The organism is Limosilactobacillus rudii, assembly GCF_014145455.1.
GTDB lineage: Bacteria > Bacillota > Bacilli > Lactobacillales > Lactobacillaceae > Limosilactobacillus > Limosilactobacillus rudii.
The window spans coordinates 1-23,856 of record NZ_JACIVB010000041.1 but is presented as its reverse complement, the minus strand read 5'-3'; the positions used below and the strand labels follow the sequence as shown (position 1 = coordinate 23,856).

General features: G+C 35.9%; 23 protein-coding genes, 1 pseudogene and 1 other annotated feature. Of the genes and pseudogenes, 2 read left to right on the top strand and 22 right to left on the bottom strand.

Annotation, left to right across the window (positions count from 1 at the left end; genetic code table 11):
• Positions 1 to 50: 50 nt before the first annotated feature.
• From H5S39_RS02730 to H5S39_RS02700, 7 genes are all read right to left on the bottom strand, one after another.
• The gene (locus H5S39_RS02730) at positions 51 to 947 is read right to left on the bottom strand and encodes a GH25 family lysozyme (RefSeq protein ID WP_182596390.1); all 897 of its coding nucleotides are present in this window, start codon (positions 945 to 947) and stop codon (positions 51 to 53) included.
• Between the two features lie 33 nt (positions 948 to 980).
• Positions 981 to 1,757, bottom strand: a complete 777-nt coding sequence (locus H5S39_RS02725) for a tyrosine-protein phosphatase (protein ID WP_182596391.1) — start codon at positions 1,755 to 1,757, stop codon at positions 981 to 983.
• A 204-nt stretch (positions 1,758 to 1,961) separates the two neighbouring features.
• On the bottom strand, positions 1,962 to 2,219 hold the full coding sequence (locus H5S39_RS02720) for a hypothetical protein (protein ID WP_182596392.1): 258 nt from the start codon (positions 2,217 to 2,219) through the stop codon (positions 1,962 to 1,964).
• Positions 2,220 to 2,374: 155 nt separating this feature from the next.
• Positions 2,375 to 3,778, bottom strand: coding sequence for an amino acid permease (locus tag H5S39_RS02715; protein ID WP_182596393.1), 1,404 nt, complete (start codon positions 3,776 to 3,778; stop codon positions 2,375 to 2,377).
• Entirely contained in the window at positions 3,771 to 4,718 is a 948-nt protein-coding gene (gene mmuM, locus H5S39_RS02710; protein ID WP_182596394.1) for a homocysteine S-methyltransferase, read from the bottom strand. Before mmuM ends, H5S39_RS02715 begins: the two co-directional genes overlap by 8 nt.
• 53 nt (positions 4,719 to 4,771) lie before the next feature.
• Positions 4,772 to 5,020, bottom strand: a binding site (T-box leader).
• Positions 5,021 to 5,183: 163 nt separating this feature from the next.
• Positions 5,184 to 6,224: a dTDP-glucose 4,6-dehydratase gene (gene rfbB, locus H5S39_RS02705; protein ID WP_182596395.1), complete on the bottom strand. Its 1,041-nt coding sequence runs from the start codon at positions 6,222 to 6,224 to the stop codon at positions 5,184 to 5,186.
• Between the two features lie 583 nt (positions 6,225 to 6,807).
• Positions 6,808 to 7,098 carry a hypothetical protein gene (locus H5S39_RS02700; protein ID WP_182596396.1) on the bottom strand — a complete coding sequence of 97 codons (291 nt, stop codon included), beginning with the start codon at positions 7,096 to 7,098 and terminating at the stop codon, positions 6,808 to 6,810.
• 250 nt (positions 7,099 to 7,348) lie between these two features.
• On the opposite strand from H5S39_RS02700, the gene H5S39_RS02695 reads away from it, so the two are divergent.
• Entirely contained in the window at positions 7,349 to 8,020 is a 672-nt protein-coding gene (locus H5S39_RS02695; protein WP_182596397.1) for a sunset domain-containing protein, read from the top strand.
• Between the two features lie 270 nt (positions 8,021 to 8,290).
• On the opposite strand, the gene H5S39_RS02690 is transcribed toward H5S39_RS02695, so the two are convergent.
• The 14 genes from H5S39_RS02690 to H5S39_RS02625 form a co-directional block, all read right to left on the bottom strand.
• Positions 8,291 to 8,647, bottom strand: coding sequence for a type II toxin-antitoxin system PemK/MazF family toxin (locus H5S39_RS02690; protein WP_182596398.1), 357 nt, complete (start codon positions 8,645 to 8,647; stop codon positions 8,291 to 8,293).
• Between the two features lie 70 nt (positions 8,648 to 8,717).
• A complete protein-coding gene (locus tag H5S39_RS02685) occupies positions 8,718 to 8,972 on the bottom strand; it encodes an AbrB/MazE/SpoVT family DNA-binding domain-containing protein (protein WP_182596399.1) in 255 nt (84 codons plus the stop codon).
• A 397-nt stretch (positions 8,973 to 9,369) separates the two neighbouring features.
• The gene (locus H5S39_RS02680) at positions 9,370 to 10,251 is read right to left on the bottom strand and encodes a PfkB family carbohydrate kinase (protein WP_182596400.1); all 882 of its coding nucleotides are present in this window, start codon (positions 10,249 to 10,251) and stop codon (positions 9,370 to 9,372) included.
• The gene (locus tag H5S39_RS02675; RefSeq protein ID WP_182596401.1) at positions 10,248 to 11,624 is read right to left on the bottom strand and encodes a purine-cytosine permease family protein; all 1,377 of its coding nucleotides are present in this window, start codon (positions 11,622 to 11,624) and stop codon (positions 10,248 to 10,250) included. Before H5S39_RS02675 ends, H5S39_RS02680 begins: the two co-directional genes overlap by 4 nt.
• Positions 11,625 to 11,644: 20 nt before the next feature.
• On the bottom strand, positions 11,645 to 12,643 hold the full coding sequence (locus H5S39_RS02670; protein ID WP_182596402.1) for an ADP-ribosylglycohydrolase family protein: 999 nt from the start codon (positions 12,641 to 12,643) through the stop codon (positions 11,645 to 11,647).
• 13 nt (positions 12,644 to 12,656) lie between these two features.
• The gene (locus H5S39_RS02665; protein WP_182596403.1) at positions 12,657 to 13,352 is read right to left on the bottom strand and encodes a GntR family transcriptional regulator; all 696 of its coding nucleotides are present in this window, start codon (positions 13,350 to 13,352) and stop codon (positions 12,657 to 12,659) included.
• Between the two features lie 187 nt (positions 13,353 to 13,539).
• Positions 13,540 to 14,472, bottom strand: a complete 933-nt coding sequence (locus tag H5S39_RS02660; RefSeq protein ID WP_182596404.1) for an Abi family protein — start codon at positions 14,470 to 14,472, stop codon at positions 13,540 to 13,542.
• 284 nt (positions 14,473 to 14,756) lie between these two features.
• The gene (gene mazE, locus H5S39_RS02655; protein ID WP_182596405.1) at positions 14,757 to 14,990 is read right to left on the bottom strand and encodes a type II toxin-antitoxin system PemI/MazE family antitoxin; all 234 of its coding nucleotides are present in this window, start codon (positions 14,988 to 14,990) and stop codon (positions 14,757 to 14,759) included.
• Positions 14,991 to 15,181: 191 nt separating this feature from the next.
• A complete protein-coding gene (locus H5S39_RS02650) occupies positions 15,182 to 15,763 on the bottom strand; it encodes a hypothetical protein (protein WP_182596406.1) in 582 nt (193 codons plus the stop codon).
• Between the two features lie 15 nt (positions 15,764 to 15,778).
• Positions 15,779 to 15,895, bottom strand: a complete 117-nt coding sequence (locus H5S39_RS11730) for a zinc-ribbon domain-containing protein (RefSeq protein WP_182596407.1) — start codon at positions 15,893 to 15,895, stop codon at positions 15,779 to 15,781.
• Positions 15,896 to 16,518: 623 nt separating this feature from the next.
• The gene (locus tag H5S39_RS02640) at positions 16,519 to 17,346 is read right to left on the bottom strand and encodes a Fic family protein (protein ID WP_182596408.1); all 828 of its coding nucleotides are present in this window, start codon (positions 17,344 to 17,346) and stop codon (positions 16,519 to 16,521) included.
• Between the two features lie 208 nt (positions 17,347 to 17,554).
• Entirely contained in the window at positions 17,555 to 18,229 is a 675-nt protein-coding gene (locus tag H5S39_RS02635) for a hypothetical protein (protein WP_182596409.1), read from the bottom strand.
• 859 nt (positions 18,230 to 19,088) lie between these two features.
• A complete protein-coding gene (locus H5S39_RS02630; RefSeq protein ID WP_182596410.1) occupies positions 19,089 to 20,510 on the bottom strand; it encodes a V-type ATP synthase subunit I domain-containing protein in 1,422 nt (473 codons plus the stop codon).
• Positions 20,500 to 21,522 carry a dsDNA nuclease domain-containing protein gene (locus H5S39_RS02625; protein ID WP_182596411.1) on the bottom strand — a complete coding sequence of 341 codons (1,023 nt, stop codon included), beginning with the start codon at positions 21,520 to 21,522 and terminating at the stop codon, positions 20,500 to 20,502. The genes H5S39_RS02630 and H5S39_RS02625 overlap by 11 nt, the downstream gene beginning before the upstream one ends.
• Before the next feature lie 187 nt (positions 21,523 to 21,709).
• On the opposite strand from H5S39_RS02625, the pseudogene H5S39_RS02620 reads away from it, so the two are divergent.
• Positions 21,710 to 22,162: pseudogene (locus tag H5S39_RS02620) on the top strand (transposase); the annotation flags it as partial.
• Between the two features lie 68 nt (positions 22,163 to 22,230).
• Here H5S39_RS02620 and ltrA read toward each other — a convergent pair.
• A complete protein-coding gene (gene ltrA, locus H5S39_RS02615) occupies positions 22,231 to 23,613 on the bottom strand; it encodes a group II intron reverse transcriptase/maturase (protein WP_182596412.1) in 1,383 nt (460 codons plus the stop codon).
• Between the last annotated feature and the right edge of the window lie 243 nt (positions 23,614 to 23,856).

Here is a 23,856-nt window from a genome sequence, read left to right as displayed (position 1 = left end):
GCAAAAAAATTAAAAAAGTGCGATAAAAAGTCGTTTGACCTTATACCACACTAAGCTAATGGTTCGAATTTACCAAAGGGTTCGTTGGTCTCTGCATTACGACACGGTAAATAGCCATATTCGCCATTTGCCCGTGGCTGACGTAACCATACATAACCATTGTGACGGGACCAAGCATCATAGTCAATCACGGATCCTAATGGAAGAGTCGCAATCACTGCCGACGTTGGTAATGCACCCCAGCGTAAATCTAATACCCGATCAGTAATAAAGCGGCCCTTTTCACGATGCCAGACATCCCCTAATGAATCTGTCCAGGTTAATAAATTGTCATTTGTCACTCCAGCACTTATCTTTCCTGTCGGGTTAGCTAATTGTTTCCATCCTTGCCGATCAACAGTTGCGATGGACCGATCTTCATCATCACCAGCAAATTGCCAGAGAGTATATGCTTGCCACGGAGACGTATTTACCGTAATGGTCGGTACTTGCCATGAATGCCAGTTCATCGAGGCATATTTTGCTACCCAGAGACCACAATCATTTACGCAGTTAGCAACCTGCCAAATTGCGGACTCTTGAACATAGATTAACGGCCAGACCCCGGTTTGCTGGTGAACTGTGTCAACGAAGCGCCGAACCCAGCTTGTATCACCCCAAGCCGCATTTTGATATTGCTCCCAGTCAACGGCTAAAACTGCTTCACCTAGTTTATCTTGAATATGGGATAAAAAGTAATTGGCCTCAGCAACAGGATTATTACCACCCGCATAATGATACAATCCTAATAACCGTCCGCTATTTTTTGCTAGTGAATATTGGTATTCATATTTAGGATTCAAGTACCCGGTGCCTTGTGAAACCTTTACAATCGTCCCCTGAGCATGAGGATCAGTTACTATCCAATCGGCACTTCCTGAAAATACATCAGTAAAGTATAATGGCACGAATAACACTTCCTTTATGATAAAACACCTATCCTAAAATAACCCAAATAACTTCTTTCGTTGCTGGATCTTGTTAATCTGATGACGGGCAACCTCATCACCATTAATAATTGCGCGAGCATTATCTTGGTATTCCTGAGCAACATCCTTACCGAATTCGCGTGATAGTTTTTTAAAAGCCTGGCGCATTTCATACTTTCGCCCTGGTAAATCATGGGCATCGGAAGCAAATACGTAACCTTGTCCAGCTGCAATTATATTTTTACTGAACTTTTCAACCTTCTTACCAAAAGTACCAACATAAGAACTTGCTGTAATCTGTGATAAGCATCCCTTTTCCAACATTTGAAAAAGCAAGTCTGGTTCAGCCATTATCTTGGTATTTCTTTCAGGGTGGACAACCACGGGAGTAATCCCCCGCTGCTGAAGTTCAAAAATCATTTGGTTAGTATAATGAGGGACATCATTGTCAGGAAACTCAAGCATCATGTATTTACCGCTTTCATCGGCAAAAAGAATGTCATCATTATTAAGGGCTTCGATTAGCTGACCGTTAATACGAACTTCTTGCCCAGGAAAAACGGTCAACGGAATATTATGCTTTTCTAACTCAGCTTGAAAGTCTTTTGTACGCCGTAATACATCCTGTTTATGATTTACATAATGACCATTCATATGATGAGGAGTTAGTAGAGCGTGTGTAATACCATTTTCCGTTGCTTCCCGTGCCAAACGTAACGAAATGTCCATATTTTTTGAGCCATCATCAATTCCGGGGAGAAGATGGCAGTGCAGATCAACCATTACCATTAATTATCAGTTCCTTTTATTTACATTATTAGTTTAAGTATATCAATTTAAACCGTGATTTTATAGCAAATTAAGGGAAATAATAAGCGATAAATTACACTTTGAGTTTTTGTTAGATATGGTTTCTTCATTATTAACCGATCTGTAAATAAAAAAGCATAGACTGCGAGGCCTATACTTTACTTCTTCCTAATTCTGAGCAATCTATTTCTCAAATGCCTTTAATTCTTTCCAGAACATCGGTAGCAAGAATAGCTGGAGAAATAAAACGAATCCGGTTAGCACACTCGTGTAGCTAAAGAAAAGCAACTCTGAAAATAAGTCAGCTAAAATGACGATGGCGATACATAACTGACCAACAGTTAGCCATTCGCGTTTTACTTTATTAGCCGAAAAGATCATTACTAACTGAATTGCAACTAAAACTGCTTGAATCATTTGTAGTGCGAATAATGAATGCATTTGCTATCTCCTAACTAAATCGATATTTGGAGGCTAAAAGTAATGCTAACTAGCCTCACCCTGCTAATTACCACCTAGCTTTAGCCTACCGTCTTATTAATTCCCACTCATTTTACTACAGGCATTTCAATTTTTTAATTACATAATTTTTACATCTATTTAACAACGGTTGAAACATTTTTCTTGGCAACCCGTTTTCGCCATATTGTCTGTAGATAATAAGCTGCATAACAAGCAAGAACAAACGGAACGGTACAATATAAAGCAATTCGTTGTTGGGGATCAAACCAAATCAAAATGCAAGAGAGACTACTAGCAATGAAGGCAAACCAAGGAACAACAGGGTACCACGGTGTCCGATATTTCAATTCACTTAAGTGGTGTCCGTCTGCTAAAAACTTTCGCCGAAATCGCAATTCACATAAGGAAATAGCGATCCAAACAAAGACAACTGCCAACCCTGAAATTGATACCAATACAAGGTACACCGTTCCCGCAGCGTAAATACTTGATAGAAGTGCTAACACACCCCCGAGCATACTTAGTAAAAGCGCCCACACAGGGATCCCGTGTTTATTTGTCCTCGCAATCACTGCCGGAATCGTTCTTTCATTAGCTAGCGACCATAACATCCGTGTTGAAGCGTATAAACCTGAATTAGCGGCTGAAATAATTGCCGTCAATACCACAAAGTTCATTAAGTCGGCAGCATAAGGAATCCCCATTTGGCTAAAGACATATACAAATGGGCTTTGAGTTACTCCTGCCTGCTGGTAAGGGATCAATGAAGCCATGACAATCATGCTTCCGACAAAAAAGATTACTAACCGCCATAGAGTAGTATGGATTGCTTTAGGAATCGTTTTTTCAGGATGCTTTGTTTCACCGGCAGTGATTGCAATTAACTCTGTCCCCGAAAAAGCAAAGTTTACGGTTAGCATCGTCATAAACAGGCCACCCAGTCCACTAGGAAATAGCCCATCTTTAGTAAAATTAGTCAATAAAGGAGCATGATGATAACCATGAATTGGAATTAAACCAATAACCGCTAAAGCACCTAAAACGATAAAAGCAATAATTGCAACTACCTTAATAGCAGCAAACCAAAATTCACTCTCGGCAAAGGCCTTAACCGTAAAAATGTTGGATAGTAAAATAATAATGATAAACAACAAGCTCCACCACCAAACGGGGATTGTCGGGAACCACCTTTTCATAATGAGCCCCGCGGCGGTAAACTCAGAACCCATTGCAATCGTCCATGTCAACCAATATAAGATAGCAACCGTAAAGCCGGTAGCAGGACCAATTAAATTTTTGGCATAGACATGGAAAGCCCCAGTATAAGGCATCGCAACGCTTAATTCCCCTAGGCACAGCATTACCGCATAAACAATCAAAGCGCCGACCAAGTAAGCAATTACTGTTCCCAATGGCCCGGCTTGATGAATTGTGTAACCGGAGCTAAGAAAAAGCCCCGTGCCAATCACTCCCCCAAGGGCAATCATTTGAACGTGTCGAGCACTCATTTTCCGTGATAGATGAGTTTTCTTAGTCATGATGGTCGATCTCCTTTCCGGTAAGTTCTTGCAAATGTTCGTGTAATAAGGCAATATCGTGCGGAGTAGTCGTACAGCATCCGCCGACAATTGTTAACCCTGCTGCTAACCACCGGGGTAAATAACTACTAAGGCTACGATGACCATGGGGGTAAGTCCAGGTTTTAGTCTGTGGATTATAAACCGCACTTGAATTAGGATAAGCAATTACTGGTTTGGCAATCGCATTATGAACGGTTTCAACTGCCGCGGCAACTTCTTCGAGCGGGATGCAGTTAACGCCAACCGCAAAAACATTATTATATTTAGCAACTGTCTGTGCCGCAACAGCTAACGGGGTCCCATCCGCTAAAGTATTCCAATTTTTTAATGAAAAGCTAACATAGCATGGCGTCTCTGGTGCTAATTCATTAACAAGTTCCAGCTCTGCCAATACTTCATCAAGGCGCGGCTGAGTCTCGATTGCTAACACATCGACCCCGACACTTAAAATATCAATTAAACGTGGCCGATGAAATTGCTGATATTCAGAGGTACTAAGTTGATAATCACCAGTGTACTCGCTACCGTCTGCAAGGTATGCACCATACGGACCAAGCGCACCCGCAACATAATTATAAATTCCGGTAGCTTGCTGATATTCATCACGAGCTTCTTTAGCTAATTTAACCGCCCGCTGAATTAACTGATGGGCCTGATGTTCAGTGTAACCGTTAGCAATAAATGCCGGTACATTAGCTTGATAAGTATCGGTAATTACTAAACGAGCACCGGCCTTAAAGTATTCCTGATGAACGCGTTTCACTAAATTTGGTTGCTTTGCTAAAACACTTGCTGTCCATAATGGGTTATTAGTATCTGCCCCAAGTTGTTCTAAGGCCGTTGACATTGCACCATCGATTAATAATGGTTTGGTCAATTCTTCAGTAATTTTTATCATTAATATACCCTCCTCGTAACTAAAAAAGGCCCCTTGAAAAGAACTTAATCTCTTCAAGGGACGATTATTCGCGGTACCACCCTTTGTTCAGGAAATAGAAAGATTCCTGCACTCAAACAAACTTATCATAACGATAAATTTGGCGCCTTGATAACGGTGGCAATCCCGTGACCTGCTAAAACATAACTTCACCGATCAATCGCTCACGAACCATCTTCACTAATTCTAGTAATCCTGCATCTCACCAATTGCAGTTCTCTGTTAATTCTATTATTAGTTACTCATTCAATCACAGCAAATTCTCATATAAGTTGTGATTAGTATAACGGGATAGGTTGAATTCGTCAAGGATGTTTTTAATGTGTTTTTAATTTTTGATAACTGAAATTTAGAACATATCAGAATCTTAAACCATAAGTCGGTTTACAAAGTATTGTAAATTTCTCAAGACAATGACCTTTTACATTATTGACCATTCTTAGCGTACTTAGCTTCAACGGCAGCTTTTTTATCTTTCCACCAATCTTGGTGTTCCGTGTACCAATCAATAGTGTGTTGTAAACCGGTTTTGAAATCAGTATATTCTGGTTCCCAACCTAATTCAGTCCGGAGCTTAGTCGCATCAATGGCGTACCGTAAATCATGACCTGGACGATCCTTCACATGGTCATACGCGTCTTTCGGTTGGCCCATTAATTCCAAGATCATTTCCAGAACTTCCTTATTGTTCTTTTCACCATCGGCACCAATCAAGTAAGTTTCACCAATCTTACCTTTAGTGAGGATATCCCAAACAGCCCGTGAATGGTCATTAGTATGAATCCAGTCACGAACGTTCTTGCCGGACCCATAAAGCTTCGGCCGAATGCCACTTAGAATATTAGTGATCTGTCGTGGAATAAACTTTTCGATGTGTTGGTATGGACCATAGTTGTTGGAACAATTAGAAATCGTGGCCCGTAAACCAAATGACCGAACCCAGGCACGGACTAATAAGTCGGAACTAGCCTTTGATGAGGAATAAGGACTTGATGGGCGGTAAGGAGATTCAGGGGTGAACTTCTCACCTTTACCGTCACCATGACCGGGCAAGTCTTCGCGTAATGGTAAGTCCCCATATACTTCATCGGTCGAAATATGGTGATAACGGACATCATACTTCCGACAAGCTTGGATTAAGGTAAAGGTTCCTTCAATATTGGTCTTGATAAATGGAGTCGGATCAATCAAGGAGTTATCATTGTGACTTTCGGCCGCATAATGAACAACTGCATCTGCCTTACTAACCAGCTTATCAACGAGTTCCTTATCACAAATATCACCAACAACTAATTCAACCTTGTCCTTTGGTAGACCATCAAGGTTAGCAGGGTTTCCCGCATAAGTTAGTTTATCTAAAACGGTAATATGTTCAACCTCGGGATGGTTCTTAACGACATAGTGGACAAAGTTAGAACCGATAAAACCAGCCCCACCGGTAACAATAATATTCTTAAATGTTTCCATAAGTTCATGTACCCCACTTATTTAGTATTTGTCATTTTTAGGCATTAGTGAATTAATCTAAAGGATCAACCAGCGTAGCTTACGCAGAAATAAATTAAAATTATAATTTTGATATTAATAAGTAAGAAAATTACTTAAAGGATATTAATTATTTGGAAAAATATGCAGAGCAAATAATGTATCTATTGTTTGTTATTTCTAAACCCATAGTAAGTTGCCGAAACTCGATTACTAATTATATCTTTAGTAGCCTTGCTCAATAAATCAAAAATTATAATTTGGATTTGCTATTCGCATTAATCTTCCTATAATTGCTAAACCCAACGATAAACGATCAGTATAAACAAATCTATTTTTAACGTGTATTCTAGCCAGAAAATAGCTGTTCAATAGAGTATTTAAAGTATTTAGCTATTTCATCTCAACATTCAGGTGCCATTAGCCGATACATAAAATTTGAATTGCCCAGGGTTAACTCATTCATTAAGAGCCAAATTGGGGCTTTATTACTTCGTGTTTCTTTAAGAAATCGAACTAATTCTGGAGTGACTATAGTGTATCCAAACCATATAAACATTCCCCTTTAATCAGCATAGAAATCCAAAATCATATCTGAATCTGGATCAACTTCAGCACTAAATTCATGACTTTTACCATTAGATCTAAAAGTACCATGAGATGTATAGTTACCATCGGACTTCTTTTCAAAATGCCAGTCCTCCTCAAAAAATGGCCATTTAATATTAGAATATCCTTGATCTTCGGCCTCCATTTGAATTGCTGCTTTCATTTCCGAATGATTTCCATCATCAGAACCGCAGCCAGTCAAAATAAAGGATGCAAGGCCAAGCATAATCATTACTCTTGCTTTCATAAGCTCCTCCTAAAACATAAAAAATGGCCAACCAGCGTAGCTTACACAGTTGCGTCGATTGACCATTCAATTTTTAAAGCCTTTCCATTATAGAAGAGGATAATAAAAGTAGCTATATTAATTGAAAGATTTTTAGCATCTTCCCACGATACATTTAGTAGTTTGCTCTCTCGCATTATCTCTCTATTCAATAATCCGCTACTATGATATTCTATTACACGGAAAAAAAGAATTACCGGAGGAGAAGTCTTTGAAGAATCTATCAAAAATTATTATTGGGATTGCCGCTAGCCTATGCTTATGGGCAATTCCAACAGCACAGCCAGTAAAGGCAAGTCAAACACCGCTTTCCGTCAATATTCCTGATGGTAAGCAAGCACAAATTACCAATAAGGCTATCAAACTTAATTCAGAAGATGACGGAACTATCACTTTTGAAGGGAAAACTGAGGCCAACGCTGAGGTCACAATTGCTAAGCGTGGTGGAAACAACCGTCATTATAAAATTGAAGCAGACGAAAACGGTCATTTTTCAAAAACCTTAAAGCTATCAACTAAAACTAAGAAGTGCAATTTTGATATCACTTCCGAAGATGATGATGACAGTAAAAGTGCAAAGACAACATTTACTGTTACCAACAAAGCTTATGTTAAGCCAGTAGTTGAAAGCGAATTTTCCTCATCAAGTAGTAGTTCAGTAGATGAAGACTCATTAAGCACTGCAAGTTCATCATCAACCAGCACTTCTGCCGCTGGCGACATGAAAACTGATCAAGCTAACGGAATGATTGTCGGCAATGCTAATTCTAAAATCTACCACACGCCTGACCAGCAAGGCTACCATATGAATTCAGCCAATGCAGTCTACTTCAATACTGAAGCAGAAGCCCAGGCAGCTGGATATCGTAAATCACTTAGATAATATTTAAAAGCCTCTCACCTATTCCCAGTGAGAAGCTTTTTCATTTTGCAATCCTATTAAGTCTATTTGCCACCCAATCAGCTCTTGTTCTACTAGTTTCACTGATTGTAAGAATTGGTAATTTTCTATATTTTTTTGACAATTATAATCCTTATTTACCAAAAGAATGAATAAACATCTGTTTTCTTTACTCAAATAAAAAAGACTATATACTTAAGTTGTCACATCAAGTATATAAGTCTATACCATCAGTTATTTCTGATGGATTTTTTATTTATAGCCCAGAACTGCTTGAATTAAATAGTCAACCTCAGCTGGTATTTCAGTATGCTCAATTGGCTTAGTCCATCGATGCTTAACATCTAAGGCCGTTAGTTGGTCACATAGTAGCGTACCATGAGTTTCAGTATTAGGCATTTTCTCTGTCCAATTAAAAGCTAAAGGGTAATCCCTTTCAGCGGTTGTAAATGGTAAAGCCCATACAAAAGGCCCATTTTCATTCAACAAAATTCGACTCACAACAAGCCAAGGACGAGCTCCTTTCTGCTCATTATTGTTCTTCGGTTTTGGATCATTTGACATAATAATAATGTCACCTCGTCCGTACGGCTGATGATTAAATGCCATAAGCATAATCCCCTCTATTCTAATTACTCTTGTGTTCAAACGCTACTTAATTCACTTGCACGATGAATAATTAATATAGTTCTTCGCCAACTGCGCCACCCTTATCCACAATTTCAAACGGATAAGGCTGATTACTATCATAATTTTCAAAAAGCTTATCTAATAGTTTCTCTTCTTTTTTGGGCTTTATAATGATTGAATCAGTCGTTACATTAACTGAAACTTCTTTATCATTGGGGGCGATTCCTACTTTTTCTAACATTCCCTTAGGAAGACGAATAGCATTGGAATTACCCCACTTACCTAATTTAAGTACTTGATCCATTTTAATAGTCCTCCTTAGAAAATAAACGCATAATACGTATACTCACAGTATTAAGTATATACTTATATATACAAAATATCAACATGGATATACAGTAAAAAATTCCTGGTGGTTGCTACAGAATTGCAGTAATTACTAGGGTTCCTATTTTATTCTGTTGCATCCGCACGGTACTGTACGCACAGTTATTATAACCTTTTTATTGATAACTTAATTCAATACCGTTAAAGCATATCAAAGTAATCGATAAAACTATTTATGATGAGATTTGATTTTCTTCCCATAGGAAAAGCCCTCCGAGTATAAGATGAATTTTCTATTTCACCTGTATACTCAGAGGGCATTATAACCACATTAATTATGTAGACAAATCTCATTTCTTTATAGAATCACTTTACTATAAACTACCAGCTTCTAATTGAATTACCTTTGCGGATAACTTATTACCAAGTGCTACAGCTTCGTCAATATTCATCCCTTCCTGTAATCCAGCAATTACACCACCGCAATGGGTATCCCCAGCACCAATTGTATTAACTACTTGTACTTTTTCACCCGGAATAAGTCGACCACCTTGTGCATCATATACATAAGAACCTTTTGCGCCCAACGTTATAATTACCGGTGAATGCGTCTTACTAAAAATGTCAGCTGCTTGTTCTTCAAGACTATCCTTATCACTTAGATAACCAATTTCATCTTCATTGGCGTTCACTATTGTATCCGCTTTCAAAATTTGAGATAAAATATTACGACTAATGTGACTAATACGGGGAGATGCATCAAAAAGAAGGTATGTTCCCTTACTGCGCTGCCCTAAACAATCTAAAATAACCCGTGCTGCATCAGGGTCTTCTACTTCATAACCACTAAGATAGAAATAATCGTAATCAGCTAAATCAATCTGATGAAACCATTTATTCTGCCAACATTGTTCAATTCCGGGTACCGTGATAAAGGTCCTTTCTCCTGAAGGTTCAATTAAACACAAATCCCAACCATTATCTTTTCCTTTTTCTTGTAGCAAAATAGGAATTGACCGTTCTTGCATCGCCTTTTGAACAATCCGCGCATATTGTCCTTCACCAACTGGAATAAATAAATCCGCGCTTCTTTTTCCTAAATAGTAACTAATTGCACCATAAACATTGAAAGCACATCCACCAACATCATTAGATTTAAAATCAGCTGTAACGTCTCCTCCCGATGCTGGCATACTAGGAACGTTCATAATAACGTCGACAAATGCTGCACCAATTATTAAACTCTTTTTAGTCATACCGCTTCATCCCCAGCATTCTTATCTTTCTTCACAAATAATGAAATAACAAACATTACTACAACCGCTGCTATACCAGAAACAAAAACCGCTAAACTACTATTATTTTCAAAAATACCGTGAGCAAATGGTCCTCGATATGCTGCATTCGAGGTGAATAAGAAGCCAAAGACGGTTGCAATTACCCACGAGATAATTCCGGGCCAATTATAATGAACTGGCGAATCTTCCTTCATTAAGAAAACATCATATCCTTCATGACGGTAAATAACGTTATCAACTAAGAAAATAGCTACCCACGAAGCCAGACAAATTCCTAAGAAGTTAAGAAATAGTTCAAAGTTAGTTAAAAAGTTACCGGAAATAAAGAGGACATATACCGAAATAATAATGATAATTAAGGCGTGGATCGTTAATGAAGTCTTTTGACTAACCTCGATACCAATTGTCGATAAGTTTATCCGGGCAGATCGGAATGAAACCAGACACTGTGGAATAATGCCACCTGCTGCAACAAGAAAGTATAAGAAGCCAAACCAACTAGGAATTGCGTTATACATAACTTGGTATGGATCACTTGCAGCTGCTAAGCTTGGTGAGATCGTACTAAGGAGCACTCCACCAGCCATTAAAATAAACAAAGGAGTAGCTGCACCTAAAGTAGTATTCCAGAAGGTAGCAGAAAGTTTAGTATCAGGACGGACATAAGCACCCCAATCAGCAGCAGCCATTGACCATGAAATACTCGATCCAGCCGCAATAAATGCGACAGCAGGAAGCCAGCCGGTTACCCAACTACCTGGTTTCATTGCAAATGCTTCGTGCCAATTAGCATTTACCAAAAACATAATCAACATAGCCAAAGTCAATACACCAAAAATCCAACTTAACCAAGTCTGAATTTTAGCTAAAGTATCTTCCTTAAAAATTCCAGATAAGATTACTAAGCCGGCAAAAATAACCAGACATATAAACTTAGTAAAACCAGTCTGTGGAACCTTAATCGTTTTTAGCATTGCTGAGAATAACAAGGTTCCTGTGATAACATTAACCGCTAACCAGCCAACCATATTCAGCCAAGCCATAAAATTAGGGATTTTATTCCCATAAGTTCCAAAAGCTGCCCGGCTCATCTTAAAAGTGGTTACACCTTCACGTCGACCAATCATCGCAACCCAACCAGGAATTGCAAATGTTAGTGCGCCGATTAAAGCAGCTGATATCGATTGCCAAAATGATAAATGATAACTAACAATAATCGCACCGTAAACAAACCCCATAATCCCAATATTAGCAGCAAACCAATTATAAAATAGCTTACCTGGACTTAATGTCTTATCTTTTTCGGGAACCTTAACGAAATCATTATCCATAAGAATCACCCCATTTTCAGCTATGCGTTAAATTTAGCAATTCGATCAGCAAACTCCTTAATATTATGTTGTGGATTTTTATTATCAATCAATTTCTTCCAATCTGCTGGAATAGAATTAGCGCCATTTTTAGCTCCACAGATTGCTGTTGCCATTGCCCCAATAGTATCCGTATCACCACCTAAGTTAGTACAAATAATTGCACACTTCTTTACATCTTTAGCGTAGTACGCAATTGCAACCGCAGCCGGGATACTTTCAGAAATCATAGTACCTGTCCCAACAGTCTCATAAATTGCCCGACTAAATGCTTCATCATCTCCTGCATATTTCTTCGCTAAGGCTAGACCAACATTTAATCGTTCTTTATTATGAGCAGCCCAAGTTGGTGCCCCCAGTTTAAAGCCAGCATCGTTAGCTTTTTTAGCATAATCAACAATGTCATCCCAGGTATAATCAGCTGAAGCCGCTGTTACTGCCCCAGCAATCATTGCCGCACCACTAATTGCAACGTCACTAGAATGGGTGATCTTAGTAACCTTGTAAACCATCTGGACAAGCTCATCTAATTGATCAGGCTCATATAAAGTACCAATTGGCGAAATCCGCATCCCACAGCCATTTGTTAGTGCTGACTTAGTTACTTCTGCCGGATCTTTACCTTCCTTAACTAAAGTCAGAGCAGCTTTACTACTTGGTCCTAAAATATTATTCGTCCAAGCTCCAACATGATCAGCCCATTTCATAATATGCTTAACAATAACCTTAGTGTCGGGCTGCCAGTTAGTTTCAATTAAAGCATCTAAAATTGCAAATGCTTGGTTGGTGTCGTCAGTATATTCACCAGCTTTGAAATTGATTGCAATATCATTATCTTCCGTTCCATCCAAGAAGGTGGTTATATTCTTACCAAACTTTGCTCGAATCTTTTGGATTGGCCATAATTCGGTTGGCATCCCCATTGCGTCGCCAATTGCCTGACCATACAATGCTCCTAAAATCTTATCTTTATCTCGCATAATCTCACCCTTTCTACATACCAAGAGTTAAATCAAACTCCGCATAATGACTGTAAATAACCTTAACTCTTTCAACAACTTCCCCACTTTGATCATGAACAATCCCTTCTGCCTGTAACAAAGCCGAATGTTCATTACAATCAAGCATCTGCGCTTCCTCCTTATTAGCAGAAATTGCAGACATTCGAAGTAATGAAGTTGACGGATAAACTTTATATTCTTGGCGAATAACCTCATATAATGATTGTTTTGAAAAATCATACTGGTCTAATTTGGGAAACTTCTGTAAATCAATAATCGATTCATCAAGGGTCATTGGCGTTAACTTTTGATCTGTTTTAATCAGTCGTAAACGCCGTAATTTATATAATGATCGACCATTTTCTTTAACAATCTCTGTAGAAACAATCTTATTTACCGCTATTGCTCCAATTTGATGAGCATAATCAGTAAAGCCCTTAAAATTAAACAATTTTACATGCGGCTTCGTCTGATGGACAAACGACCCTTTTCCTTGAACCTTTTCTATTAGGTTCATTTGTTCAAGGTCTTTTAAAGCTTTCTGCACCGTTGACCGTGTGACGTTAAACATTTCCGCATATTCTGCCTCTGAAGGTAACTTATCGCCAACCTTCCGATTAGTAAAAATATCATTTTGAATTGCTGAAACAATTTGTGCGCGCAAATTACTATTTCGATCTAAATACATTTTTATCATCCTTACTACTTGAGTACTCAAGTACATATTATCACTAATCAATTTATTTGCAAGCGGTTTCTTTATTGCAAATAAAAATAGAGGCAAGATTGCTCTTAACCTCTAATTAAAAAATCAGGAACAAGATAAATCTCGTTCCCTACAAAAATAATTATTATTTTTCAATACTATAGCCAGTTTAGTCTTGAGTACTCAATTTGTCAATAATTTTATATAAAAAACTATAGACACTTTTTATTTCACTATTATTTTTAAAATATTCTTTATGTTCAAGAACACGGTCTTCCATAAAATCCTTTAGTTCCTTAAACTTTTCCTTTCTTGATACATCCGGCATCAATGAAGCATAAACATATAGTAAAGTAACCATATCATATGAAAAATTCTTTGTTAAATTATTTCGACGTGAAGTTTCTCCAATGACACCTAATTCTTCTACAAAATGCACAATTCGACTATCCGGTTGCTTATTATTATCCAGCCGTTGATTCAATTGATTTAACAGACAATTACTATGAGCCGAGGCATTTCTTAAATCTCTGACGGTATTCATTAGTTTGTTATCAGGAATAATTTGACGATGATATTCTTCTTCATAAAAGTGACAAATATGCAATAAGTCACCAAAAGTAATCAACTCAACCAATACCCAAACCGGGAAATATGGATAATATTTAGATATTAGGTCCCGACAGTACTCTCCAGATTTATGTCGCCCAATATTTTTAAGAACATAAAACTTAGGATCTTCTTTTGATAAATATTGCCTAATAATATCATAGCCATCTTCTTGTTGATTATTAGTCACCGAGGTTACAAGTCTAACTTTAATAGCATGCTCAATATCTAAGCACATATTCATAATTTTGTAACGGATATGCATATCAATAACAGATAATTCCTTAAGATACGCAAATTCCAAATTTTGATATTTACCCTTATTATCGCCTCGAGATATCTTAGGATAAAGGCTTCGATAAGCGGCAAGCTTAAAATAATAATTATTACACTGAAGAAATTCATACGCATCCTCTGTAGAAACAATGTTAAATTTAATCCCCTTATGTTCCATGTGTTCAATTAATTCTTTAGACGAAAGAATAGTTTTCATGTTTACACCTTAATTAACTGTTTATTAAACATTGTACCTCATCCAAACAGACGTTCATAGTTTTTTCCTATAATTTTAAAAGCTATTATAGATAATCGGTAATATGTCCTGCCAAGTTTACTCCTTACATTGCGTCGATTGACTATTCAATTTTAAAGTTCCTTCATTTTATCAAATTATTATTTTAAATTACCGGTCTAGCTTTTATGTATTTCATCAAAAATATCCATTGGTAACATTTCTATAAATTGCCATTTACGATGGTTAAAATCAAATGACTTAATTTATTCAATGTATACTGTTCCATCAACTTGAGTTCGCTCATCTAATTGAACATGAAGTGTATAATCTTTAAAAAGCTCTTCAATCGTTGCTGGTACTTTTTTAGTTGGCGTTAAAATTAAGGTTCCATCTTTCCCTTTAGCAAAGTAATATTCGGTACCAGGCTTAACATTGAATGATTTGGGAATAGTTACAACCGTTGCGTTCCCTTGTATTCTTACTTTGACAGTATCCATATGGCTGCTACCTTTAACCTTATATATTATTGATCTGCTTTTATCTCCCCTATTATTGGGCCCCTTCAAATGGAGCTAACTTATTTATAAAGTTGCCACCATTATCTTCAATGAACATACCATAATTACTGATTTTATGTAAGCTGCACTACTTTGATACTTTTTGCTTTTTCCTTAATAACAGTACGCCGCTACTGCCCTATATTTGACTGATCTATACTAGTATTATTACTTAAATCTTTGACATCCGAAGCATAGCCGTGATTATTAAGATATTGAATAATTTCATCTTTTGATACACTCTTGATTGGCTCTGCTGGGTTGTCTGGACTATCTTCATCAGTCAGGCAATAGATGTTAACGGTATTATCTCGATCAATCGTGTAAATATTTTTCGTAACGCCAATATAATCGTGTTTCTCATTTAGAACGCCGTACGACATCCCCTGTCCGGCCTTGCTTAAGTCATCAACATTATCATCCAAAATAACAATTATCCCATCATTACCTTCAAGATAATTACTCCATCCATCTAATCCTGTTTTATCCGCATAATATGCTATAGCAGTAGCCGTTTCTTTGGGACCGATCTCAGTTGATAGTTTAGACGTATCATTAGTATCGCTAGAATTCTTCTGAGGATTAGTTGCATGGTGTTCATTTGCTGACGAAGTTATAACAGTATTTGAACTATTATTCTTTGCTACTGCACTTTCTTGCTTATTATTATGAAAGAGCAAAAAAGCTCCACTAACCATAACAAGAATAACCACGACAGAAATCCATAATCACTTTTTACTCTTATTTTGAGCACTCCCACTACCTGTTCCGAAATTATAACCACACTTAGTACAAAATCGCGCTTCCTTATTATTTTTCTCTCCACATTTTGGACAAATCTTCATATTTTACTCCCCCGATTTTTATAAAATACAGTTTATTATTAAGCCCACTGTACTTAAATTAAAAGAGGAATTTCACTATTATTTTAATTTGATTGATTTCACTGAAGATTTCACCTAAAGCTGAAAAGAAGCTCCATGATTTTAAGTACCGACGGAAGTTTACATCAGTACTTATTTTGGTTTAAATTTAAAATAAAAAACGAAAGATGGTTGGACCCCGTCTTCGTTTAGAAAGGACCATCTTTCATGGATAATTCTACCAGAACTCTATTAGAAATCAAAGACCCTTATATTGAATTCTCCTCATTAAAAATGATTTATCCCTCTTTCCTCCACATGTCACCCCATTATTTTAATTTTTTCAGCAAAGTCTCGTAGCTAATATCTAAAATTAGTTACCTGACAGGTATAAAAATAATATTTTAAACAAAATCAGAGATAAGATAAATCTCATCTCCTACATAACATAATCATGTTTTCAAATACAGCATCTATAAAATTCGTTCTAAATAATGGTAATTTTTTATATCATTATCTGTTAAATAAGTGCAACATCATAAATTAAACAAAAAGGGCGTGGTCTTATCCTGAAACGATAATTCATATCCTCATCATTACTTGTTTTAATAATCTCTTAAATTAGTTGCTTCCTTAGCCTCTTCTATATTCTTTTCATTTTGTCTCAAAATATTTATCCTCTTTTTAAGAGTACTAATAGCATAATCTGCTACTAATTCTTCAAAAGGTACTAGGTTGCCGGTCGCTCTTGAGGTTGCCAATGCTTCCATGTATTCATTTCGTGACTTTTTATCAGGCATGATACTAACTACCGGATATCCCGCTTCAGATAAAGCAAAGTTCATTAATAGACGTGCTGTTCGCCCATTGCCATCAACAAATGGGTGGATAGAAACAAACTTCTGATGTAAGTCCGCCGCATATTGAACAGGATGTAACTGATTTATTGCTTTTTCGGACCAATCTATTAATTCTTGAATTTTAAATGGTATTTCTGTTGGGGCAGTGTATGGTTGGTCCTCTTGTCCATTCGGCCACACATCAATTACACGATAAGCCCCCGCCTGGCTTCTGTCATCAGTGTTCTTTAACATCACTAGTCGATTTAAATCTCTAATAATAACAGTAGTCAATGGCTGCTTTCGACTGGCTAGATCCATCATATAATCATAAGCCTCATTTAAATCAACAGCCGCCATTGTATCTCTTAAGGAAGCCCCGTGAACCGTCATCCCGGTATTAAGAATTGAAGCAGTTTCATAGCGATTAAGCGTACTCCCTTCAATCGCATTTGAGGACCATACATGCTCTATTCGGACATTAGCGTCAAGCTGTTCAACTTGCTTTTTTGAAAGTGGACGGTATTGATTCATTTCTGAATGAAGTTTAGTTAATAGATCTAGCTTCTCTTCTAATTTATTGTTAATCGGCATAGTATCACCTCAATCCTTCACAATTTAATACATAACTAATTACCAACCATTATACCCTAAGCAAACGGCATTGATAGCCTTTTAATATAAAAGCTTCTCCCTTATTAAACTACAAAAGGACTGTCAGCGTTTAATACTGATTAGCCCTTAAAAATCTCTATCATGTTTAACACAATATCTAATACTGCTTACGTGAACATAATAGTACTTATTTCTCCTTTTTCTTATTAAATCCAATATATATTGGACTTAAATCACTTGTTCCAACTTTCTTATAGTAAACTTCTTGTGTTCTTAATGCTTCTACTTGAAAAATCTGTTTAATTAAATCAGCAGTTTTATCTTTATTATTGTACTGCTCAATTATTTCACTTTCTTTAATATCAGCCTTCTTACATTCATTCTCTATTCGGTCGCGGACATTAGGATTATTATAAATATCACGTAATTTATACCAATCTATGTTGTCCGAAGAATCTCCACTTTTTGAGGCATTTTTTTGCGTGGATTCTTTCAGCTTTGCAAATAAGTGTCTATGTTCAGAAAAATTAAGTAGCTCCTCTGTCAACTGACGACAATTGATATCCTTAAATTCTTTTTTTACTAATTTTTCTTGAATTAGATCAACTAGTTCCTTAAGTTTCCTTATAACCATTATTTTTTGCCGTTGAATATCCATTGTCATTTGGGTACTTTTAATATTTTTCGTGAACTTTACCTTTACTCTACGACTTAATTCACTTAAATCATATTGAATAATATTTATTTGCTTTAAGACTTTTCTTAAATCAGTGTCTTTACTGATACCAATCACCTTAGTCTCAAACTCATTAGCTAATGTATGAAATTCTTTATTAAAGCGCTCTAACTGTTGATATGCCAACTCATAATGATCCTTATTATCATAGTCATTTAAATAACGTTCCTTAATTCGGTCCTTCTCAGGCAGAATAAGAGAAAATTCATCAACCAGATTTAGCAATTTTATCGTAGATATCTTTGCACTTTCTTTTTCCTTAGATTTTATTTCTACAAAAACAACCCAGACGGCAAATACACCACCTGCTATACCGCCAGCAATATTAGAAAAAAATGTCTGGTAACGTTTGCACTCCCCCTAGCCAATAGCTGACAATCATTAAAATGATAATTATTGAAAAGACAAACCAATTGATGTGATTATTTACTTCATCTGTCATAATAAAATCCCCCGAAGAATATTTTTAACTCCATTATTAATAATACTCCATGAGACTAAGGGTAAATACGTAAGCGGTCAACCGCCATTGTAAGTCCATCAATTCCTTTTTGCATGTTTGTTTTTCCACAGATTAAACAGATATGATCCGGATCATGCCAATTAACGAGCATAACGAATAACTACTTTAGCGATATCCGAAGCTAAAATAGAATTAGTTCCCTTGAAGATAGTTAATTCTACTTCATTCGCATTAATTTTTATGGCAGGACGTGGTGTAAAAGCAGCTTCTTATAATCACTTGATTTAATCTATTTTTGAAAACTGGGGTAATAATTCCATTTTGTTCTGTCATAAATAAAAATCTCCTTACTGATAATAGCCTCAGTATAGGAAATCTAGGGTAGCTAGGGCAGACGTATTGATGTTGACTGATTAAAGCTTTTTCATTATATCAGAGTATAGTAAGAGTAACTATTTATTTTAATCACGTAAACATGACAAAGGTAAATGCCTAACATTTTAAATATACATTAGCTTTTTATTACTCCAACATTCTATTTTTCAATTCAATTTTCTTATTCCATTTATAATATGCATCTAAATCATATATAGATGATACAATAACTTGATTTTTCTTAAAATCCAAGGCTAATAATTTAAACATTTTTTTAAGGTTTTTATAGTCTAATTCTCCAGTCATAGGCGAATCTAAAATGATCGGTAAAGTATGTCGTATTTTATTTTGTACTTCTTTTAATAGAGCTAATTTAAAAGCAAAAACTAGCAAATGCAACTTTGCGCCACTATATCTTTTTAAATTACTTGTATATATAAAGTCACTTTTCCCATCAATAGAGCCCCTTACTCCCAAAATATTACTGTATCTAAGAACCCTTTCATATATTTTTTGAGTAATTTTTGATCTATATAAAACTTCTTTTATTTTTTTATTTATTTCACTTATTTTAGTAGTATGTTGATTAATGATTTCATTAATGCTTCCTTCATCAGTTGCTAATGAAGAAAGTATACCATTTAACTTAGATAATTGATCTTCAATATTTACCAACTTTAATTTATCATTCAATTTCCCCTGTATATTTAAAATCTCTTTTTGTAATTCATATTCATATCTTTTTTTTCGTTCAATCTGTGCATCAATTAGCCCTTGGTTTTCTTTATAACCGACAATATTATCTTGAGTTACTCTTTCAACATCTCCACTTTTTGTTCTAATTCTAATACCAGAATTATCAATAAATTTTAACAGCTTACTGTTATTATTTTTTATTTTCAAGTATTCTTTTATTTCTCTATTTAACTTTGCTTTTTCAATATTTAAAAACCTTAATTTACTAGTAAGACTTTTTGTTGATTCGTCAGTGTCCTTATACTCACTATATTCGTACTCCTTTTGAACCTCCAATAATTTCAAAAATTGTTTATAGAATTTTCTTTCATCATTCAACTTCTTTAATTCAATATTAAATTTTGATATATTAACTTCCCCAAGCCCTTCAATCAAGTCTTCAATTTTGAAATGTATACTTCCTATCACAATTCCTCTATTTAATAAGGTCCATCCTTTTTCTTGATCAAAGTAATGAAGACCCAAAATATTATCCAAAATCAGAGGATTATTGATACCATAAATAATACTTAAAACATTATTCTGATCTTGTTTTATATTCATTGAGTAAACTGTATCATGTACATCACTTATAGTAATAAAATTATTTCTTCTATATACACAAAATTCCTTGTTATTACTAGTATAAAATAACTTAATCTCTAAATTATCGAATCTAATTCCTTTAGTTGATGGGACGTTATATCCAAAGGAATATAATAAACACCTTAGCAAAGTTGTTTTACCTGTACTATTTTTATGACTAAAAATAAAAGTATTTTCATTTTCAAAATTGAACTTTTTACCATTTATTTCTAACTCTTTAATTTTCATTAATTGATGCCCTTTCTATATTATTTAAGAACCGTCTCCTAATTACAATTAGCCACACAATAATTTTCGCTATATCAAGGTCATCTTGATTATTCAATCCAATTTTCTCAAAAATAATTGAGCTTTCTTCATTAACAAATTGAACTATGTTATCTGCCTCAACTTTATCCCGATTTTTTAAAGAAAATTTATCAAAATCACTCTCAACAATTGTTATTAAGGAATAGTCTAGAATTGCTTTTTCTAAATAATCTTCGTAATTTTCTTTTATATAGTCAATATTCCCAGCTTTAACATCAAATTTTCTTATAAATTCATCTAAATCTGGTGCATCCATTACTGTAAGCTCAGTGTAATCGATAAACTTTTTCTTTGAAATTCGATTCTTAGGTTCGTCTGAATTTCTATAAAAAAGAAATGACCAAGAATGCAATAATCTTTTATAATAACTGGGACTTATTTCTGCATCACTTATAAACTCGTATATAATATTTTTTAATTCTTGAAGCTTAGACCTATCATCAGAACCTTCATAACTTATTTTGGTAATCGCCAATTTATCAGTATCAAAATCTTCTTTATTATACTTTTTTTCTGATTTACAAATATTCTCTATTTGTTTATTGATTTTCTGTTGTGAATTAGCTTTTAAATCTTTAAATATAAATTTCCCATAAGGTTGTAAAAAGGATATATCTTTCTTTGAAAAAGGGTAATTACTATTTGTAATAATTTCCAAGAGTTTAATATTTTTGTGCGCTACGCAATCATCGAATAGTGCAATTAAAGCTTTTCTTAATATTCCTACTTTCAATGTTGTATCAATATTTTTAGTTTCTTTAGCTTGCAAAAAGCCTAAGCTTCCATCATTAAATACAATATCTACATCATCTTCACCTTCATTTTTTATTTCTTTAATTTCTTTTATATTATCCAAAAAATAATATAAAGCAACCATATCTTGATAGTTAAAACCTTTTCTAATGCCAGATGCATTTCTAAATAATGACATGTTATATGCTCTACTCCATTATTTTATGTTTACTTAAAAATCACTATTTATTATAATCATTTAAATTCCTAAGTTGTCAATTTAAATTAAAAAGTTGAAAGTTGTTTATCAGTGATGTGACTTAGAAATATCTCAAGTGACATGCGATAGTGAAGTGTCAGTTATAAAGGTCATACTTATTAGCGATGTCACGCCAACTAACAAGCTTAAATATGATAATTATTGGTCACGACGCAATTTTGGCTATGCCCAGTTAACTGACGTTGAAGTTGTTCATCGCCTATTAGCCTTTGATGATGATCTTAAGCAAGCATACCGTTACTATCAAGACTTAGTTTTAGCTATTAGTCGACGTGATAAAGAAGCCTTAAACCAGCTTTTGGCAATTAAGTGGACGCGCCTTCCGCAGCCACTTCAAAAAGTCCAACGAACCCTGCGGACCCATAAACAAGAAATCTATAATAGTTTCAAATACGAAACATACACCAATGGTCCCGTGGAAGGAACCAACAATAAGATTAAGGTTATTAAACGGACTGCTTATGGCTTCCGCAACTTCTTCAATTTCCGTGTTCGCATTCTTCTAGCATTGCCTAATACTTATATCGCAATTAACTGGAAGAAATCGAGTAGGAGATAATTGATTAATTCAATTATCAACCTCTCACACCACTGTACGTACGGTTCCGTATACGGCGGTTCGACAACTTAATCACTTTGAATTAACCGGAGCGGCTTGGACAGATTGATTAGTCCGAGGTGCTCCAATTTTCTATTTGTTAGAGAATAATTTAGGGTCTTACTGTGTGCAGTCCGCCAGTAGCCCTTACGGGTACTAGCGAATTTATACGCATCCTGATAAGACAAGCCTAACTTCTGTAAGTTAGTAACTTTAGTTTTGAATTTCTTCCATTGTTTCCAAATGTACTGCCTTATTCGCGCCCTCAACCATTGGTCAAGACGCTGAATAAAGCCAGTTAATTTCCCGATAGAATAGTATTGAAGCCACCCTCGCATTTTCTGATGAATCTCCTCAAATATTCTTGTTAGAGATACCCCACGATTACGCTTGGTTACTAACTTCAATGCTTGCTTCACACGCTTTTGCGATTGCTTAGCTGGTCGAGCGTAGGCACCATTCCGGTCTACACCTAGTGAGAAGCCAAGAAACTTCAATCTTAGGGGACTACCAACTTTAGTTTTATCTGGATTAACTTTAACCTTCAACTTTTTCTCAAGAAACTGAGTAATACTTCGCATTACTCGTTCTCCGGCCCGTTGACTTTTAACATAGATGTTACAATCATCCGCATAGCGCACAAAGTGGTGACCACGTCTGGTCAATTCTTTGTCCAACTCATTCAGATAAATATTTGCCAGTAATGGTGACAATGGTCCACCTTGCGGAGTTCCTTTGTCGCTTCTAGCGAATAGCCCATGGTCTAAGACTCCACTCGTTAGAAATTTGCGAATAAGTCTTAATGTCCATGGATCATCAATATATTGTTGGAGGTATTTAATCATTAAATCATGATTGACATTGTCAAAGTAGGCTTTTAGGTCTAGGTCGACTACTCGTCGATAACCCTGATTATATAGATCAACTACCCTTGTGATTGCGTCTTGGGCTCCCCGATGAGGGCGAAAGCCAAAACTATTATCGGAGAAAACACGTTCAAAGATGGGCGTGAGGACCTGGGCCAATGCTTGTTGGACCATTCGGTCTACAACTGTTGGGATCCCAAGTTTTCTTACTCCACCATTGGGTTTCGGAATTTCCACTCGTTTAACTGGTGCCGGCTTGTAACTACCATCACGTAGACTGGTGATTAATTCCGCCTTGTTTTCTCTAAGGTACCGCAGAAGGTCAAAGACAGTCATGCCGTCAATGCCCGCTGCTCCTTTATTTCTCTTAACTCGCAAATAAGCCTGATTAAGGTTATTGCGATCCAAGACTAAGTCTTGGATAGTGACACTCATACCTTTACCTTCACCATAATCGGTACTACGCGCCCTTGTGTACTTTCGGTTTTCCAAACCTATCCTCGACAAGCGGTCAGCTTGTGGTTCTGTTTTCTGCGATTGTCGCACCTGATTACACCTCCGATATAAGTTACAAGTTATTGTCGTTCAGTCCTTCGTCTGATTAATCAGACTACTATGACCTCGGCTGACTTCTGACTTACTCAACGCTACATCACTGCATCACTTGTTTCTGTGGAAATTAAGTTATTCCTCTTGTCGGAAACGTGTAAGCCAGACCTCCCCGGGTAAGAATATTAACTTTCGTACCATGTCACCGTTAGCTTTACTGAAAGTAACTTCGAGTAGTAT

Bases quoted from the DNA above. Each gene is read 5' to 3' on its own strand.
- H5S39_RS02630 (WP_182596410.1), bottom strand. From the start codon at position 20,510: ATGAAAATTAAAGAGTTAGAAATAAATGGTAAAAAGTTCAATTTTGAA.
- H5S39_RS11730 (WP_182596407.1), bottom strand. From the start codon at position 15,895: ATGAAGATTTGTCCAAAATGTGGAGAGAAAAATAATAAGGAAGCGCGA.
- H5S39_RS02720 (WP_182596392.1), bottom strand. From the start codon at position 2,219: ATGCATTCATTATTCGCACTACAAATGATTCAAGCAGTTTTAGTTGCA.
- H5S39_RS02670 (WP_182596402.1), bottom strand. From the start codon at position 12,643: ATGCGAGATAAAGATAAGATTTTAGGAGCATTGTATGGTCAGGCAATT.
- H5S39_RS02665 (WP_182596403.1), bottom strand. From the start codon at position 13,352: ATGTATTTAGATCGAAATAGTAATTTGCGCGCACAAATTGTTTCAGCA.
- H5S39_RS02715 (WP_182596393.1), bottom strand. From the start codon at position 3,778: ATGACTAAGAAAACTCATCTATCACGGAAAATGAGTGCTCGACACGTT.
- H5S39_RS02640 (WP_182596408.1), bottom strand. From the start codon at position 17,346: ATGCCGATTAACAATAAATTAGAAGAGAAGCTAGATCTATTAACTAAA.
- rfbB (WP_182596395.1), bottom strand. From the start codon at position 6,224: ATGGAAACATTTAAGAATATTATTGTTACCGGTGGGGCTGGTTTTATC.
- mmuM (WP_182596394.1), bottom strand. From the start codon at position 4,718: ATGATAAAAATTACTGAAGAATTGACCAAACCATTATTAATCGATGGT.
- H5S39_RS02725 (WP_182596391.1), bottom strand. From the start codon at position 1,757: ATGGTAATGGTTGATCTGCACTGCCATCTTCTCCCCGGAATTGATGAT.
- H5S39_RS02675 (WP_182596401.1), bottom strand. From the start codon at position 11,624: ATGGATAATGATTTCGTTAAGGTTCCCGAAAAAGATAAGACATTAAGT.
- H5S39_RS02690 (WP_182596398.1), bottom strand. From the start codon at position 8,647: ATGGCATTTAATCATCAGCCGTACGGACGAGGTGACATTATTATTATG.
- H5S39_RS02660 (WP_182596404.1), bottom strand. From the start codon at position 14,472: ATGAAAACTATTCTTTCGTCTAAAGAATTAATTGAACACATGGAACAT.
- H5S39_RS02700 (WP_182596396.1), bottom strand. From the start codon at position 7,098: ATGAAAGCAAGAGTAATGATTATGCTTGGCCTTGCATCCTTTATTTTG.
- H5S39_RS02680 (WP_182596400.1), bottom strand. From the start codon at position 10,251: ATGACTAAAAAGAGTTTAATAATTGGTGCAGCATTTGTCGACGTTATT.
- mazE (WP_182596405.1), bottom strand. From the start codon at position 14,990: ATGGATACTGTCAAAGTAAGAATACAAGGGAACGCAACGGTTGTAACT.
- H5S39_RS02685 (WP_182596399.1), bottom strand. From the start codon at position 8,972: ATGGATCAAGTACTTAAATTAGGTAAGTGGGGTAATTCCAATGCTATT.
- H5S39_RS02625 (WP_182596411.1), bottom strand. From the start codon at position 21,522: ATGTCATTATTTAGAAATGCATCTGGCATTAGAAAAGGTTTTAACTAT.